This is a genomic window from Virgibacillus subterraneus, from assembly GCF_900110695.1.
GTDB classification, from domain to species: Bacteria; Bacillota; Bacilli; order Bacillales; family Amphibacillaceae; genus Lentibacillus; species Lentibacillus subterraneus.
Map to the genome: position 1 here is coordinate 81593 of NZ_FOEH01000004.1, position 16944 is coordinate 98536.

The window sequence follows — 16944 nt, forward strand, 5'->3', positions numbered from 1 at the left end:
ATCTCCTATTCGTTAACAATTTTACAAACAGCAATACGATCGTCCTGTATCCAATCCTGCACAAATGAATTAAACTGATCTGCGGTCAATGATTGGATAGACGGTATCAACTCAAATAAATCTATTCCTATCGTGTGGTAATGGATATATTTGTTTGCAATAAATTCAAGTGAATTCATCGCTCGTAATAACTGACCAACTTTTTTCTTTTTCATCCGATCAACTTCTTCTTTTGTAAATGTAGCGTCATTTGTTGATTTCAAAAGCTCCTTAACCCTTTCAACAAATTGGTTAGGATTATCTGTATTACCACCAATAAAAGAATAGCCAAAGTTTTTTTCTAAATTAGTTTCAAATGAGAAACTGCTGTCGATAAGGTTTTCTTCATATAACTTTTGATAAAAAGCACCACTTTTAGAAAAGTAAAAGTCTATAATCATGCTTTGGAGCAAATCTCTCTCCAAGAAATCCTGTTTACTTAGTTCTCCTGATGATTCTTTAATACCTATAGTACACTTTGCAATGGAAACCGGCATCACAATCTTATTTTCTTTCATTGCAACGTCTTTTGGTTCTTCAGGGAATTCCCGTTTAATGGCATCCAATTTAGCAAAGTCTTTGGAGTCCTGGTTACTTTGAATTAAATCCATCATACTCTCTGCATCAAAGTTACCCGCAATAAACAGTGTCATATTCTCAGGATGATAAAACGTATTATAACACGTATATAAATCATCCTTTGTAATTGAGTTAATCGAATCAACTGTACCTGCAATATCAACCTTAACAGGATGATTATGGAACATACTCCTGAGTGTGCCGGTGAAAGACTGCCAATCAGGCTGGTCATTATACATTTCGATTTCCTGAGCGATGATTCCTTTTTCTTTTTCTACTGATTCCTCTGAAAAGTAAGGATCCTGAACAAAGTTGAGCAATGTTTCAACATTTTTTTCAATATAATTTGTAGCGGCAAATAAGTATGCCGTCTTTGTAAATGATGTATAGGCATTTGGTGATGCACCTTGTTTACTGAAATCTTCGAATACATCCCGATCTTCTTTTTCAAACATCTTATGTTCCAGGAAGTGGGCGACACCTTCGGGAACTGTAATTTCTTCACTGCCATTTATCGGCACAAATGTTTGATCAATCGATCCATAGTTAGTGGAAAAGACACCATACGTTTTTGACATCTCCGTCTTTGGAAGTAAAAAGACAGTTAATCCATTTTGTAACTGGTTTGTGTATATTGCTTCATCAATATTTTCATATGCTAACTTATTCATCTGATTCGCCTCCTTTACCGGTCAATAAGTATATCGTATCCAGTTCAATTTTATTTGCTACTTCGATTACATTTTCTGTTGTTACCTGTTTAATACCATCAATTAACGTTTGCGGTGGTCTTTCTGTCCCTGCAACAACCTGCTGGTACAATAACTCAATCATACCTTGTGTGTCGTCCATGGTTTCAAGCAGCTGATTAATAATTAGTTCCTTGGTATTATCCATCTCTTCTGCAGAAAAATCACCATTTTTCATTGCATCCATCTGCAGTTCAATAATTTCTCTAGCTTTTTCGTAATCATTGGGAGCTATACCGCTAAACACAAATAATAACCCTTTATGACTTTCAAATCTTGATGCTGCATAATAAGCAAGGCTGTTTTTTTCCCTGACATTGATAAATAATTTGGAACTGGGAAATCCACCAAAAAGACCATTGAATACTTGCAGTGCAAAATAATCGTCGTCCTGATAAGTACTGTGTGTTCGATATCCAAAATGCAGCTTTGCTTGCTGGATATCCTGTTTTTCAATGACAACATTCGGCTGCAGATTTAATTCTTTGCTTGCTTCTTCCTTTTTATAAGGTTCAACTTGATGTTCATCACGGTGGAATGTTGATTGTACCTTTTCCTTTACTGTTGCAGTATCAAAATCACCTAATACATAGATGTCCAGTTGATCTTCCCGCAATACAGTTTGGTGGTATGCAAAAAGATTTTCAGCAGTAATCAAATCCAGGTCTTCTTTAAACCCGTGAACATGCAGTTTATAAAGTTCGTTATCACACATTTCATCAATTAGCTTCATATTGGCATAACTCATTTTATCATCAATTATAGCACTCATTTTTTGTCTTAATGTATCTTTTTCCCTATCTATGATAGATTGTTTAAAAGCTCCATTCTCACTGTACGGATGAAAGATAACTTCATTTAATAATGCCATTGCCTCTTCTAGAATAGCGGATTCATTACTAATAAACTTCTGATTGGCCACCTCCATACGGATACTGAGGATATGGTTATTCCCTTTCTTTCCTCCCCCCATCGAAAGAACAGCACCATATAAGCTGTCAAGTTTTAATTGTATGTCACTCCTGCTTGGAAAAGATTTTGTTCCCTGCTGTAAAACATATGGAAGTAACGCACGCTTTGTTATGGTATCCCTTGATAATGGAGCTTTTAGCTTTGCTGTAATCGTCACCGTTTTGAACTTTTTACTTGGGACAACATGAAGGTTTACCCCATTTTCATGCGTCACGTCTTCAACCGTCTTATCCATTTATGACCCTCCCGGGCTATGTATTTTGTTTTGAACTCAATTATTTTTAGTGTGCTCTTATAATTGTTATTTTATAGCATAAAAACCTGGTTTGCTATTAATATAATAACAAACCAGGTTTTTATAATTGTTTAGGAAACTATAAAATTCAAGTCCTACTAGTCAATTTACTAAACCACCAGGCTCTTCGTGGGTCCTTTTCGCTTTCCAAGCATCGATTCACTTCGACTTTTCGTCATAATCGCGAAAAGTCAAGCTCATCTAATTTCATGAAAAATGAAGATTGACTACTCTTTCATAAGAATCCATTTAACGAATGCCAAGTTATCTAATATTATCTGCCACCCTTAATATACGGGACACCGTTTGCTTTAGGTGCTTCAGCTCGACCAATAAATCCTGCTAAAGCCAATATTGTTAATACATATGGTGCAATTAATAATAATACTTGTGGTACATCTTCCAAGAATGGAACGCCTGAACTTATAACACTTAAACTTTGTGCAAAACCAAAGAATAACGCAGCTCCCATCGCACCTAGTGGATGCCACTTTCCAAATATAACTGCTGCAAGAGACATAAACCCTTGGCCAACAATTGTTGCATGCGAGAAGTTTAATGCGATAGTTAAAGCAAACACTGAACCACCTAAACCACCAAATGCACCTGATAGAATAACAGCAATATAACGCATTTTATAAACGTTTATACCGTTTGTGTCTGCTGCCATTGGATGTTCACCCACAGCACGCAACTGTAATCCAAATGGTGTTTTATACAATACATACCAAGCGATGAATGCAAGGATAATAGCAACATATGATGTTACATATATGCCCTGGAAGAATATAGGGCCGATAAACGGAATATCACTTAACCCTAAAATGTTGGTTGTGTAGAAAGGTTCGCTAACCATATCAGTTTGACCTTTTCCGTACCACTGTTTCGTTAAAAAGACACCTAACCCTAATGCTAAAAAGTTAATGGCGACACCACTTACAACCTGATCAGCACGGAATGAAACAGATGCCACTGCATGAATCATTGCAAATATAGCCGAAACTACCATAGCAACCAGAATCGAAATCCATGGTGTCCATGCACCTAAAACATCAGCGAATGCTAAGTTGAAAACAATTCCAACAAATGCACCCATTATCATTAAACCTTCTAATCCAATATTAACAACACCTGAACGTTCACTGAATACTCCACCTAATGCCGTAAATATTAAGGGCGCTGAAAAGAAAAGTGCGGGCGGAATAATTGATTGTAATAGATCTACAAGCCCCATTTATTTCTCCTCCTTTTTGAAGCGAAGTATTGCCCATCTAATAATATAACTTGATGCTACAAAGAAGATAATTAATGCAATGATAATATCAACAAGTTCAGTAGGAACACCTGCAACAGTCGGCATATTCACTGCACCAACTTTTAATGTACCAAATAATATCGCCGCAAGTACAACTCCAATTGCGGTATTCGCACCTAATAATGCAACGGCAATCCCGTCAAAACCCAGATTGGTAAACCCTGACATAACAGAGATAGATCCATATGTACCTAATCCTTCCATTGCTCCCGCTAGCCCAGCGAAAGACCCGGCAATTACCATCGATAAGACAATGTTCTTACTTACATTCATTCCAGCATACTTTGATGCATGTTCGTTATATCCAACAGATTTCAGTTCGTATCCTATTGAAGTCCTTTGTATAATAAACCACATAATAATAGCAGCTAATAATGCAATTAATATACCGTAATGCATTCTCGAAAAGAAGGTAAGGCCTTGTAGCCACTCTGATGCCAATGATGCTGAAGCAGAGACAGATTCCGTATTATCCAGGTTATCTGTTAATACACTTCTAATTAATTCATTTGTCACGTACAAAGCGATATAGTTCATCATGATCGTTACAATAACTTCATGTACGCCCAGTTTTGCTTTCAGAATACCAGGAACAAATCCCCATAGCGCCCCTGCTGCTGCGGCAGCAAGTACTGCCAATGGTAAATGGACAATCATTGGTGCATCAAAAGCTAAGCCTACCCAAACAGCGGCAAGCCACCCAACAATAACCTGACCTTCAGCACCAATATTAAACAAACCGGTACGGAACGCAAATGCAACTGCAAGACCGGTTAGAATGTAAGGTGTGATTTGTCTGACTGTTTCACCCATAAAATACAAATCGCCAAAAGCCCCTGACCATAATGCCATATAGCCTTTTATCGGATTATATCCTGAAAACAACATAATAAATGCTCCAGCTATTAAACCGAGCAGAACAGAAATTATTGGAATTAAAATATTAAATAAACGATTAGATGTCATTGAGTTTCACCTGCCTCATCTTTGTTACTGCCAGCCATCAAGAGACCAAGCTCATGTTCGTCTGTTTCGTCAGGTTTGACATTCGCTACAATCTGACCATCAAACATTACTGCAATTCGATCACTAACATCAAATATTTCATCCAGTTCAAAAGAAATCAGCAAGACAGCTTTTCCTTTATCACGTTCCTCAATTAGTTTATTATGAATAAACTCAATAGCTCCTACATCAAGACCTCTTGTAGGTTGTGCTGCAATTAGTAAGTCTGGTGAGCGATCGACCTCTCGAGCAATAATCGCTTTTTGTTGATTTCCTCCAGATAGCGCACTTGCTTTGGTATATTCGCTTGGAGTTCTTACGTCATATTCTTCAATCAATTCATTAGCTTTTTTATAGATTTCTTTAAAGTTCAATATTTTATTTTTCGAGAAAGGCTTCTGATAATATGTTTGAAGTACCATGTTATCTCCAATTGCAAAGTCTAGTACTAATCCATATTTGTGCCGATCTTGCGGAATATGTCCGATACCACTTTCTGTAACCTTACGAGGTTTAAAGTTGGTAATATCCTTGTTGCTAACTTTAATAGACCCGGATTGCGCCTTACGTAACCCAGTAATTGCCTCTACTAATTCAGTTTGTCCATTACCATCAATACCAGCTATTCCAACAATCTCTCCAGCTCGAACATCGAGGTTTAACCCTTTAACAATATTAACTCGTCTAATATCCTGTACATTGAGATTAGTAATACTTAAGACGTTTTCTTGAGGTATTGCTTCTTTTTTTTCTGTTTTGAAACTAATCTCTCTCCCCACCATCAATGATGCCAGTTCGTTTACATTTGTATCTTTCACATTAAGAGTGTCAATGCCTTTACCCTTGCGAATAACAGTGCAACGATCACATACTTGCATAATTTCTTTCAACTTATGAGTGATTAAAATAATCGATTTCCCTTCAGCAACTAATGAATTCATAATATCAATAAGTTCCTTAATTTCCTGTGGTGTTAAGACAGCTGTCGGTTCATCTAAAATCAGCACGTTAGCCCCACGATATAACGTTTTCAAAATTTCTACTCGTTGTTGCATTCCAACAGATATATCGCGAATTTTTGCTGTTGGATCTACATTTAGTCCATATCGATCAGATAATGCCTGAATCTCCTGCTCTGCATGCTTCAAATTTACTTTACCGAATTTTGTTGGTTCACTGCCTAAAATAATATTTTGTGTAACGGTATATGTATCAACTAACATAAAATGCTGATGGACCATACCTATACCTAGATCATTGGCTATGTTCGGGTCAGTGATGTTTACCTTTTTACCTTCAACCCTAATTTCGCCTTTTTCAGGCTGATATAACCCAAAGAGAACATTCATTAATGTAGATTTTCCAGCACCATTTTCACCTAATAACGCATGTATTTCCTGCTTCTTAACTTGTATGGTTATATCATCGTTTGCAACAATTCCTGGAAATTCTTTACGTATATTTAGCATTTCTATTGCATAATCCAAATCACTTCACTCCTTTTTAAAGCTCTCAATTTAATTTTTTAAAAATCGCCAAATGAAAAGGGCTGGAAGAATGACTCTTCATTTGAGGATTTTCTTTTCTAAATTAAGTAGGGTGAAAAAAGGCTGGTAAACCAGCCTTTTAACACCAATTAACTATTAAAGAGCTTCAACGAAAGCATCAGTTTCTTCACGAGTCTGAGGAACTTCCACATCGCCATTTATAATTTTCTCTTTCCAATCTTCAATTGCAGTTACAATTTCATCTGTTAATGCTTCTTCATTCGTTTTTGCAGCGCTTACACCGCCATCTTCAAGACCATAAGCCAATACTTCTCCGCCTGGAAAATCATCAGTCATAGCTCTGTTCGAAACATCTTGTACTGCAATATCAACACGTTTGACCATAGATGTAAGTGTTACATTATGATCACCAATTTGTCCTTCTTCATATTGGTCACGGTCTACACCGATAACCCAAATTTCACGTTCAGGATCATTTTGTTTAATATCTTTTGCTTGAGCAAAAACACCATTACCAGTTGCACCTGAAGAGTGATAAATTACATCCACATCGTTACCATACATATTTGAAGCGATCAATTTACCTTTGTCTGGTGCTGCGAAAGATTCTGCATACTGAACATCTACATCAATTTCAGGGTCTACTGATTTAACCCCTGCAATAAATCCTGATTCAAATTTGTTAATTAATGCTCCGTCTACTCCGCCAACAAAGCCAACCTTGTTAGTTTTTGTTTTCATAGCTGCTGCTACACCAACTAGGAATGATCCTTGTTGCTCTTTGAATGTTAAACTAGCAACATTTGACTCTTCAACAACATCATCTACGATAGCGAAATTTGTCTCAGGGTATTGCCCTGCAACTTTTGCAATTGCGTCATGTAATTTGTAGCCAATTCCAAATATCAGGTTATAGTCCTGTTTTACAAGACGTGTTAAATTTGGTAGATAATCTGACTTATCATTTGATTGTGCATAGTCAAATCCTTCACCTTTTGAAAGACCATGTTCGTCTCCCCATGCATTTAAACCTTCCCATGCTGACTGGTTAAATGATTTATCATCAACACCGCCTACATCAGTAACCATTGCTGAGGAAAAGTCACTAGTTTCTTCGTTTGCTGTATTGTCCTCACTGCCTGATCCGTTGTCGCCATCCGTGTTTTCTTCTCCAGATCCGCCACCACACGCAGCAAGAATCATACCAATCATTAGCAACATTGCAGCCAATAAAATAAATTTACGATTTTTCAAATTAAGAACCCCCTATTTTTGGATAAATAATAAAAGTTAAGTAAAAAGATATAAAGTGATTATCCTTCAATCACCTCCCTAACTAAAGTTATATTGAAACCCCTTACAAACGCTTTCTTAAAACATGAAAACTAAAAAAATCAGACCGAAAATAATTAACCGAATATAAGACCGGTTCATCTTCATCGGTATAATGCATTTGTTTTAATAAAAGCAATGATTGTTCAGGATCACACTTTAAAATCTCGTAAATACGATCATGATAGCTTACAGGTTCAATGTATGTTACCGCATACGAAATTCTTTTTCCTGAAAAATCCTCCATAAGTTTAAACAATGAATCTTTTTTGTTAATTAAATCTATTGGCACTAAACCTTCTGGAACTTTATCAATGCAAAAAACGACAGGTTCGTTATCCGCTGTGCGAACACGCTCGATTTTTACGAGTGAACAAATTTCTTTTGGTGAAAACTTTAACCGCTCATCTTCAGATGGCTCAAGTAGTTCTGTTGATAGAAACTGGGAACCAGGAGTCTTCCCGGATTGTGCAATCATATATGTAACGCTATTTAACTGCTCTATTCCTGAAGAAAAGATTGGTTTTGGATTTACAAATGTCCCTACACCATGTCGCCGTGTCACTAGATTTTCCTCTTCCAACACACGTAATGCTTCCCTTAGAGTGGCACGCGAGACCCCTAATAACTTTGATAGTTGAAATTCTGATGGGAGTTTCTGCTTCGTTTTATAGGTACCATTTTCAATGTCCCGCTTTATTTCATCAATTACTCGCAAGTATAATTGACGTGAATCTATCTTAATCGACATGACACCCCTCCAATCTTCCGTAATTAACAAAAAGAGATCTGACATCTGACGTATGACTCTTATATTCGACATAAATATAACACTTTTAGCTTAATAAATAAATAGATATAGGCAAATTTACATAAAAAAACTTATTTAAATATAGTTCGAAAGTCGAAGTTATAACTAGCAAGTTGAACGGACAGCTATTTCCTATTATTATAGGAATAACTGTCCGTCATAATTTTTTATGAAGACTTTTCCTCGCTTTGTGAAACAAGCACAGTTCGGGGTTTACTGCCTTCATACGGTCCAACTATGCCTCGGTCTTCCATAGCATCTATTAAACGAGCGGCCCGTGTATAGCCAATTCGGAATCTGCGTTGCAGCATTGATACACTGGCACTCTGCATCTCCGTTATAAGTCTAACAGCATCATCATATAAGTCATCATCAACATCCGATGTAACTTCATTAGCTTCCTCTGGTATCATCTCTTCCTGATATTTCGCTTTTTGTTGCTCAATACTATGATCAACGATCCGCTCAACCTCTTCATCAGATAAGAATGCACCTTGAACTCTAGTTGGTCTTGAGGATCCTACCGGCATGAACAGCATATCTCCGCGGCCTAAAAGTTTCTCTGCACCACCTGAGTCCAGGATTGTACGTGAATCAGTTTGGGATGACACACTGAATGCAATTCTTGATGGAATATTGGCTTTAATTACACCGGTAATTACATCAACAGAGGGCCGTTGTGTAGCCAATATCAGGTGAATACCTGCTGCTCTTGCCATTTGTGCCAATCTAGTAATTGCATCTTCTACGTCGTTTGATGCGACCATCATCAGGTCTGCCAGCTCGTCCACTAACACGACAATATATGGTAGATTGGGTTGTTTTTCTTCTGATGTCTGATTGTATTTACGGATATATTCATTATAGCCTTCTATATTACGCGTCCCTGTGTCAGAGAATAGTTCATACCTTCTCTCCATTTCAGCAACCACTTTTTTCAGAGCTCGGGAAGCCTTTTTCGGATCGGTAACAACAGGTGCTAGTAAATGTGGAATACCATTATAGACGTTAAGTTCTACTTTCTTTGGATCAATCATCATCATTTTTACTTCATGGGGTTTTGCACGCATTAATATTGTCGTGATAATTCCATTTACACAAACACTCTTCCCGCTTCCTGTTGCACCCGCGATAAGCAAGTGTGGCATTTTATTTAACTCAGCCACTACAGATTCACCGGATATATCTCTGCCTAGTGCAAATAATAGTTTTGAAGCTTGCTTATTTAGTGTGCTATCCAGCACTTCTCTTAATGAGACCATCGCTATTTCCTGGTTAGGAACTTCAATTCCTACAGCTGATTTCCCAGGTATTGGCGCTTCTATTCGTATGTCTTTTGCCGCTAACGCCAGAGCAAGATCATCATGTAAGTTAACAATCTTACTAACTTTCACTCCTGCCTCAGGATATACTTCATATTTGGTAACTGCAGGACCTACATGTACCTTAGTAACCCTAGCTTTCACGCCAAAACTATTAAAAGTCCGTTCCAATTTTTTAACGGTAGCCTGAATATGTGACTTTTCATGTTGTTGTGAGCTTTGAGAAGGTTCGGCTAATAAACTTGGTGAAGGCAATATATATTCATAGTTTTCAGCTTCTGTCATCGGCAATGGATTTTCATTCTCTGGCTCTTTACCTTCTTCGTTAGATTCTTCTACTTCTTCTTCAATAGCAGGTTTAGTCGATTCATTTGGATCAAACGAATAAGCAATATCTGTGAAATCCTCAATCACTGGTTCAACCTGATTAGTACCTGTTTCAGGTTCAGGATTCATTTCATAAATTTCTTCTCCGTTATTGATATCCTTATTTACACGTGATTCTTTCCATTTACCTTTAATAGACTTCATAGTATTAGATATTCGTTTCGTCCATTTTGAAAAGAAGTCACCTAAGGAAAACTCTGTAATAAAAATAAAACCAACTATGATTGAAAAAATAGCAACAATCTTTGCACCAACAGATGAAAATAAGAAATAACAAAACGCAAAAAGAATTGCTCCAGTCATCCCCCCACCTGTTTGTGTAGAGGAAATACTACCATCTATGTATGCGAAAAAATTGTTCCATGTTGTTTTAATAATTGATGTATCCTCTGACAACAATAATAGTCTTTCATATGTCTGAATGTGCGTTATCAGTAATACACCAATAAAAATAATATAAAAGCCGATCATTTTTTTATTAGTGAAATTTGGATAGCGTCTTTTAACCATCAACATAATTCCTGTAATCAGTAAGAAAATAGAAGCAATAAAATACCAGATTCCTAAAAAGAATCGAAAAATATATTCAAGACCTCCTGGAATTGCTCCATCACTAATAGCACTAGCACCACTTCCAAAAATAGCTAGAAAAATAAATAGTAATCCTAATAATTCAAATTTCACTTGTTTCTTTAATTGACTTTTCTTTTTTCTCCTTTTTTTCTTTGCCAAAATTATCACCTCTATTACTTCTGGGCAGTCAATAATAACAATTGAATAGCAAACCCCTGCCATTTTAATAGGCAAGGGCTGACTTTACAATGCAATTAATTACATTATAGCACAGATTTTTTCTGATAGCTTATACATTACCGTAAAATAGTTCCAGGGTTGTAGTCACTATTCATAAAGTCCTGAGGGTCAGAGGACAATAATTGTAATAATTGATAACTTCCATCTTCTGTCTGTTCTACATATAAATCTTTTCCTTTATAGGAAACACAGTGACGATTGGAGAAATCCTTTTCGGAATATGGAAAAATATCTGTTTCAGATAAAGGTGTATATAACATTACTGCATCACCTGATCTTCTGTTTGTTTATTATTCTTAATCATTTCATTTACTTTTTTCATCGCTTCATTTACTCCCCCTACTGCATCTATCAGACCATATTCGACTGCATTATCCCCTATAACATTTGTTCCAATATCCCGTGTAAGATTCCCTTTGGCAAACATTAATTCCTTGAATTTTTCTTCTTTTATATTCGAATGTTGAGTAACAAAGCTAATTACTCGATCCTGCATTTTATCCATATACTCAAAAGTTTGAGGTACACCAATCACAAGTCCTGTTAATCGAATTGGATGAATGGTCATTGTGGCTGTGGGTACAACATATGAATAATCTGTAGCTACCGCAATTGGTACACCTATTGAATGACCTCCACCTAGCACAATAGAAACAGTCGGCTTGGAAATGGATGCAATCATTTCAGATAGTGCAAGACCTGCTTCCACATCACCACCGACTGTATTTAATAAGACAATTAGCCCTTCAATTTTAGGGTTCTGTTCAATTGCAATAAGTTGTGGCAGCAAGTGTTCGTATTTTGTTGTTTTATTTTGAGGAGGTAATTGGACATGTCCTTCAACTTGGCCGATGATAGACAATACATGAATATTGGAGTCTGGCGCTTGCGGGACATTTGATTGACCCAACTGTTGAATTTTTTGTACTAGTGAAGATGGATTTGATTGATCTTCTTGATTCTGATCATCCTTCTTTGATGGATTCTTATCCATTTATAGACACTCCCTTTTCTATGTTCAGTACGTATAACGTTAGTATGAACGAAGTGGAAGTTTACCATACAAGGAATAAAAAATTATCGGCATACACTGCCGATAATTTTTATTATTGAATTAACTTTTTTAACGTACTTTCTTCTTTTTCAGTAAGTGGCACCAATGGTAATCGAACACCACCAACGTCCATACCTTTCATTTTCAATGCTGCTTTGACTGGTGTTGGTGATGGCGCAGCAAATAAACCATTCATAATAGGTAATAATTTCCGATGTAATGATGCAGCATTCTTTACATCTCCAGATTGATATGCATTAACCATTTTTCTCATTTCATTTCCGATGACATGAGAAGCAACTGAGACAACGCCATCTGCTCCAATTGCGAGCATTGGTAATGTTAATGCATCTTCTCCACAATATACACTAAAATTATCAGGTGTCCCTTCAATAACATTTGATGTCAAATTAAGATCGCCGCTGGCTTCCTTTACTGAAACAATATTTTCGATTTCACTCAAGCGGATAATTGTATCAGCATTCATTTTTATTACAGATCTACCAGGTATATTATACATCATAACCGGTAAATTTGTTTCTTTTGCAATTGTAGCAAAATGCTCATAAAGCCCTTGTTGATTAGGTTTATTATAATACGGCGTAACAAGCATTATAGCATCTACTCCAACCGCTTCCGCATCTTTTGTTAGCGCGACAGCTGAAGCTGTATTATTGCTTCCTGCACCAGCAATAACTGGAACTCTTTTTTTTACTTTCTCTACGACGTACTTAAAGAGAGCAACCTTTTCTTCTACAGTTAATGTTGGCGACTCACCAGTGGTACCAGCAATAACCAAACCTTCACTGCCATTTTCCAGTAAATATTCGATCAATTTGGTGGTCTGATCGAAATCAATTCTCCCACTGTTATCAAGTGGTGTCACCATTGCTGTTAAAACTTTGCCAAACTTCATGTTAGTACACCTACCCTCTTTCTATACCTTATACCGCATTATCACCGCTTAATTCAAAAACATCATGTAATGCATTAACAGCAGCATTTAAATCATTTTCATGAATGAGAACCCAAATAGTTGTGTGACTATCTGCTGATTGTAAAATCTGTACACCGGCATTGGTCAGTGATTGAACTATTCTTGAAGCAACGCCCGGAACTCCTGTCATTCCAGCACCAACAGCGGATACCTTTGCACAATTCTCAATTATTTCTGGCTGAAAACCCAGTGTCTCCAATATATGCACTGCTTTTTTTGTATGTGCATCTGGAACTGTATAAATTACTCCTGTCGGTGAAATATTTATAAAATCAACTGAAATCCCAGCCTCGGCCATTGCTTTAAACACTTCAGACTGTAACCGATGCGCCTCTTCTTTAGTTTGTACTTTAATTTGGCTTATAGACGAAATATGAGCAATTCCAGTTATTAACCGGTCTGGAATATCTCTGGCTAATTCCTGTAATCTAGATGCAGTAACCAATGTTCCTTCTTCCTGTAAGTATGTTGACCTCACACGCATTGGAATTTTGGCCTGCATCGCAATCTCAACAGCACGAGGATGAATAACTTTTGCTCCCTGATATGCTAAATTGCATATTTCTGTGTACGTAACAATATCTAGCGGCCTAGCCGTAGAAACAACACGCGGATCTGCAGTCATAACTCCATTTACATCGGTAAAAATATCAATACTGTCCGCTTGCAGTGCAGCACCTAGAGCAGCAGCTGTAGTATCACTGCCACCGCGACCAATCGTTGTTATTTCGCCTGTAGATGTTTGTCCTTGAAATCCAGCGACAACTACTACATCATGCTGTTCAAATTCTTTTAGGATACGCTCCGTTCTTACTTCTTTTATCTTTGCCTGGTTAAAATCATCGTTTGTAATAAATCCAGCCTGTGCTCCAGTTAAAGCTGAGGCACTTATATGACTTTTTTGAAGTTCATTTGACAAGACAACCGAAGCAATTGTCTCACCGCAGGACATTAACAAATCCAGCTCACGGTCTGAGTTATGATTCGAAGGAAAACCTATTAAATCCAGTAATGTATCTGTAGCGTACGGATCAGGCTTACGCCCCAATGCAGATACAACAACAACTATTTTATAATCCTTAATCAGAGCATTTTTAATATGTTTAATGACATGATTTCTATTTTCTTCAGTCTGTACCGAAGTACCACCAAATTTTTGTACTAATACCTGCATTATTTCACCTCTAAAATTATAGCCAGTTATTTTTGATCAAACGATCTGCAATTTGAATCGTGTTCCATGCAGCACCCTTTACAAGATTATCCGATACAACCCATAAATGAATTCCTTTATTATTATCCAAATCTTTTCGCACGCGACCTACAAATACTTCTTCTTTGTTTGAAGCACTCAATGGCGTTGGATATGTTTGTGTATTTGGGTCATCTTCCAGAATTACCCCTTCTGCATCCCTTAACACATTCCATATATCTTCTACTGCTAAACCTTCTTTTTCAACATCAACATAAACACTTTCGGCGTGCGAAGTGAAAAGAGGTAACCTAACGCATGTAGCTGCTACAGGTAAATTAGGAGCATGCATTATTTTTTTGGTTTCATTTATCATTTTCATTTCTTCAAATGTATAACCGTTTTCCTGAAATACATCTATTTGTGGGAGTGCATTAAATGCAATTGGATAGTGCTTTTCATCCCCTTTTACAGGTAATAACTCAGCTGTCATATCCTCATTATTTAAATATTGCTTTGTCTGATTTTCCAACTCATTACATGCCTCGTTACCTGCCCCTGAAACTGCCTGATATGTCGAGACAATAACACGAGATATTCCGAATGCATCCTGAATTGGTTTTAAAGCAGCTACCATTTGAATAGTTGAACAGTTTGGATTTGCAATAACTCCTTTATGTGATTTAATATCTTCTTCGTTTACTTCTGGTACTACTAAAGGAACTTCATTGTCCATTCTATATGCACTTGTATTATCAACTACTACTGCTCCATGTTTTACTGCCTCAGGTGCTAACTGTTTAGAGACAGAACCTCCAGCTGAAAATAAAGCAATATCTACGCCAGCAAAACTATCTGGTGTAGCTTCTTCCACTGTTATCTCCTGATTTTTAAACAATAGCTTTGTGCCTGCTGACCGCTTTGATGATAAAAGCTTCAGCTCATTTATTGGAAAGTTCTTTTGCTCAAGTATTTGAGTGATCTTTTTGCCTACCGCTCCAGTTGCACCTACTACTGCAATATTGTATGCTGTTTTCTTTGTCATTGTAAAGACACCTCACTAATAATAAGATTCTATTTATTTTACCATATTATCATACTCATGAGGTATAATTACAGGCTGAAGTTGTTTATGCTGAATTGCATGTTCAACAGTATCATGCAAATAGTCCATATCTGCGACTAACGAATTTGGTTTTTTTATAGGATCATCTTGGCCATATGGAATAAAATAAATAAATTTGCTTGCCATTAATCTCATTAAATTCACGCCATTTAGTCCAAGTGCATCATTAGTGGCTATTCCAAGAACAACTGGATTTTGATTTCGCATTGTTGCTTTTGCTGCCATTAATACAGGTGAATCTGTTAATGCATTTGCCATTTTACTTAATGAATTTCCAGTTAATGGAGCAATCACCATACAATCTAAAGGCAATTTTGGTCCTAATGGTTCCGCTTCGGGCATTGTTGTAATGACGCTTTTTCCAGTAATGGATTCTATTTTTGCAACATAATCTTCTGCTTTGCCAAACTTGGTATCTGTGGTTCTGACTGTATACGTAACGATCGGTATTACATCTGCCCCAGCCTCAACTAGACGTTCCAGTTGAGGAAATACTTTGTCATACGTACAATGTGATCCAGTAAATCCAAATCCGATTCTTTTTCCTTCTAATGACATTATATACGTTCCTCCTCATTAGTTAAAAATTGCTTAATTACATCGGCCAATATTTTGCCTGCAGTCTTCGGCGCTACTATACCCGGTAGACTTCTGGCTAAAATTGCCTTAATACCTCGTTGGTCTGCATAAGCAAAATCTGTACCTCCAGGCTTTGAAGCAAGATCAATAATAAATGCATGTGACGGAAGCTGTTGAATAGATTCTTTTTTTACAACTTGTGCTGGGACTGTATTGATTAATAAGTCGCACTCATTTGTATGTTCATGTAATTTTTCAAATGGAATAGCTGTATGTCCCATTTCAGTAATTCTTGCTAAATCCATAATACTTCTAGCACAGACAGAAACTTCCGCCCCAAGGGCAGAGAATTTATTTGCTACTGTGTTGCCTACTCTGCCAAATCCAACCACAATTACTCGTGATGAGTGTATCGTATAGTCTGTATGTTCGATTGCCATCATTATTGTTCCTTCAGCAGTAGGAATTGAGTTGTATATAGCTACATCATCCCGATTAAATAATGGTATAAGCGAAACATGAAGTTCATCTGTAACAGAAGTTAAAAAGTCATTTGTTATGCCAGTAAATACGAGTGTTGATTTTTTTAACTGTGCAAACCACTGTTTTGTTAATTTAATTTCCTGATCAGAAAAAACTGTCTCAACATACCCTTTACTATTTGTTCCAGTTATTGGAAGAATAACTGCATCTAGTTTTGCTTGCTCTAATTCGACAAAATCAACTTGTTTTAATCCTGTGAATCCTTGTTCCAACTTATCGAATCCAACTAAATAAATGGTTGTATCAGGCAGTGTTTGCAACTGTCGTATCAATTCCAGGTAACGTGCATCTCCACCTATAACAGCGATTACTTGATTCATCGTCGA

Annotated in this window: 15 protein-coding genes; all 15 read right to left on the minus strand. The window is 36.9% G+C overall.

Annotated features, from left to right (window positions below):
• Positions 1 to 5: 5 nt before the first annotated feature.
• Positions 6 to 1289, minus strand: coding sequence for an EF-P 5-aminopentanol modification-associated protein YfmH (gene yfmH / locus BMY13_RS12240; RefSeq protein ID WP_092504952.1), 1284 nt, complete (start codon positions 1287 to 1289; stop codon positions 6 to 8).
• The gene (gene yfmF, locus BMY13_RS12245; protein WP_092504954.1) at positions 1282 to 2574 is read right to left on the minus strand and encodes an EF-P 5-aminopentanol modification-associated protein YfmF; all 1293 of its coding nucleotides are present in this window, start codon (positions 2572 to 2574) and stop codon (positions 1282 to 1284) included. The genes yfmH and yfmF overlap by 8 nt, the downstream gene beginning before the upstream one ends.
• A 334-nt stretch (positions 2575 to 2908) precedes the next feature.
• Positions 2909 to 3868, minus strand: coding sequence for an ABC transporter permease (locus BMY13_RS12250; protein WP_092492888.1), 960 nt, complete (start codon positions 3866 to 3868; stop codon positions 2909 to 2911).
• On the minus strand, positions 3869 to 4915 hold the full coding sequence (locus tag BMY13_RS12255; RefSeq protein ID WP_092504956.1) for an ABC transporter permease: 1047 nt from the start codon (positions 4913 to 4915) through the stop codon (positions 3869 to 3871). It lies immediately after the preceding gene.
• Positions 4912 to 6441: an ABC transporter ATP-binding protein gene (locus BMY13_RS12260; protein WP_092492890.1), complete on the minus strand. Its 1530-nt coding sequence runs from the start codon at positions 6439 to 6441 to the stop codon at positions 4912 to 4914. Before BMY13_RS12260 ends, BMY13_RS12255 begins: the two co-directional genes overlap by 4 nt.
• A 156-nt stretch (positions 6442 to 6597) precedes the next feature.
• The gene (locus tag BMY13_RS12265) at positions 6598 to 7716 is read right to left on the minus strand and encodes a BMP family lipoprotein (protein WP_092504958.1); all 1119 of its coding nucleotides are present in this window, start codon (positions 7714 to 7716) and stop codon (positions 6598 to 6600) included.
• 103 nt (positions 7717 to 7819) lie between these two features.
• Entirely contained in the window at positions 7820 to 8545 is a 726-nt protein-coding gene (locus tag BMY13_RS12270) for a GntR family transcriptional regulator (protein ID WP_092504960.1), read from the minus strand.
• Positions 8546 to 8772: 227 nt separating this feature from the next.
• Positions 8773 to 11046: an FtsK/SpoIIIE family DNA translocase gene (locus BMY13_RS12275; RefSeq protein WP_092492893.1), complete on the minus strand. Its 2274-nt coding sequence runs from the start codon at positions 11044 to 11046 to the stop codon at positions 8773 to 8775.
• A gap of 137 nt (positions 11047 to 11183) precedes the next feature.
• On the minus strand, positions 11184 to 11387 hold the full coding sequence (locus tag BMY13_RS12280) for a YlzJ-like family protein (RefSeq protein WP_092492894.1): 204 nt from the start codon (positions 11385 to 11387) through the stop codon (positions 11184 to 11186).
• Positions 11387 to 12121, minus strand: a complete 735-nt coding sequence (locus BMY13_RS12285) for a ClpP family protease (protein ID WP_092492895.1) — start codon at positions 12119 to 12121, stop codon at positions 11387 to 11389. The genes BMY13_RS12280 and BMY13_RS12285 overlap by 1 nt, the downstream gene beginning before the upstream one ends.
• 112 nt (positions 12122 to 12233) lie before the next feature.
• Positions 12234 to 13097, minus strand: coding sequence for a 4-hydroxy-tetrahydrodipicolinate synthase (gene dapA / locus BMY13_RS12290; RefSeq protein WP_092504962.1), 864 nt, complete (start codon positions 13095 to 13097; stop codon positions 12234 to 12236).
• Between the two features lie 28 nt (positions 13098 to 13125).
• Positions 13126 to 14352: an aspartate kinase gene (gene dapG, locus BMY13_RS12295; protein WP_092504964.1), complete on the minus strand. Its 1227-nt coding sequence runs from the start codon at positions 14350 to 14352 to the stop codon at positions 13126 to 13128.
• A gap of 16 nt (positions 14353 to 14368) precedes the next feature.
• The gene (gene asd, locus BMY13_RS12300) at positions 14369 to 15415 is read right to left on the minus strand and encodes an aspartate-semialdehyde dehydrogenase (protein ID WP_092504967.1); all 1047 of its coding nucleotides are present in this window, start codon (positions 15413 to 15415) and stop codon (positions 14369 to 14371) included.
• Positions 15416 to 15448: 33 nt separating this feature from the next.
• Entirely contained in the window at positions 15449 to 16054 is a 606-nt protein-coding gene (dpaB, locus tag BMY13_RS12305) for a dipicolinate synthase subunit B (protein WP_092504969.1), read from the minus strand.
• Positions 16054 to 16938: a dipicolinic acid synthetase subunit A gene (gene dpaA, locus BMY13_RS12310; protein WP_092504972.1), complete on the minus strand. Its 885-nt coding sequence runs from the start codon at positions 16936 to 16938 to the stop codon at positions 16054 to 16056. Before dpaA ends, dpaB begins: the two co-directional genes overlap by 1 nt.
• Positions 16939 to 16944: the final 6 nt, after the last annotated feature.

Bases quoted from the DNA above. Each gene is read 5' to 3' on its own strand.
- yfmH (WP_092504952.1), bottom strand. From the start codon at position 1,289: ATGAATAAGTTAGCATATGAAAATATTGATGAAGCAATATACACAAAC.
- yfmF (WP_092504954.1), bottom strand. From the start codon at position 2,574: ATGGATAAGACGGTTGAAGACGTGACGCATGAAAATGGGGTAAACCTT.
- BMY13_RS12250 (WP_092492888.1), bottom strand. From the start codon at position 3,868: ATGGGGCTTGTAGATCTATTACAATCAATTATTCCGCCCGCACTTTTC.
- BMY13_RS12255 (WP_092504956.1), bottom strand. From the start codon at position 4,915: ATGACATCTAATCGTTTATTTAATATTTTAATTCCAATAATTTCTGTT.
- BMY13_RS12270 (WP_092504960.1), bottom strand. From the start codon at position 8,545: ATGTCGATTAAGATAGATTCACGTCAATTATACTTGCGAGTAATTGAT.
- BMY13_RS12280 (WP_092492894.1), bottom strand. From the start codon at position 11,387: ATGTTATATACACCTTTATCTGAAACAGATATTTTTCCATATTCCGAA.
- BMY13_RS12285 (WP_092492895.1), bottom strand. From the start codon at position 12,121: ATGGATAAGAATCCATCAAAGAAGGATGATCAGAATCAAGAAGATCAA.
- dapA (WP_092504962.1), bottom strand. From the start codon at position 13,097: ATGAAGTTTGGCAAAGTTTTAACAGCAATGGTGACACCACTTGATAAC.
- dapG (WP_092504964.1), bottom strand. From the start codon at position 14,352: ATGCAGGTATTAGTACAAAAATTTGGTGGTACTTCGGTACAGACTGAA.
- asd (WP_092504967.1), bottom strand. From the start codon at position 15,415: ATGACAAAGAAAACAGCATACAATATTGCAGTAGTAGGTGCAACTGGA.
- dpaB (WP_092504969.1), bottom strand. From the start codon at position 16,054: ATGTCATTAGAAGGAAAAAGAATCGGATTTGGATTTACTGGATCACAT.
- dpaA (WP_092504972.1), bottom strand. From the start codon at position 16,938: ATGAATCAAGTAATCGCTGTTATAGGTGGAGATGCACGTTACCTGGAA.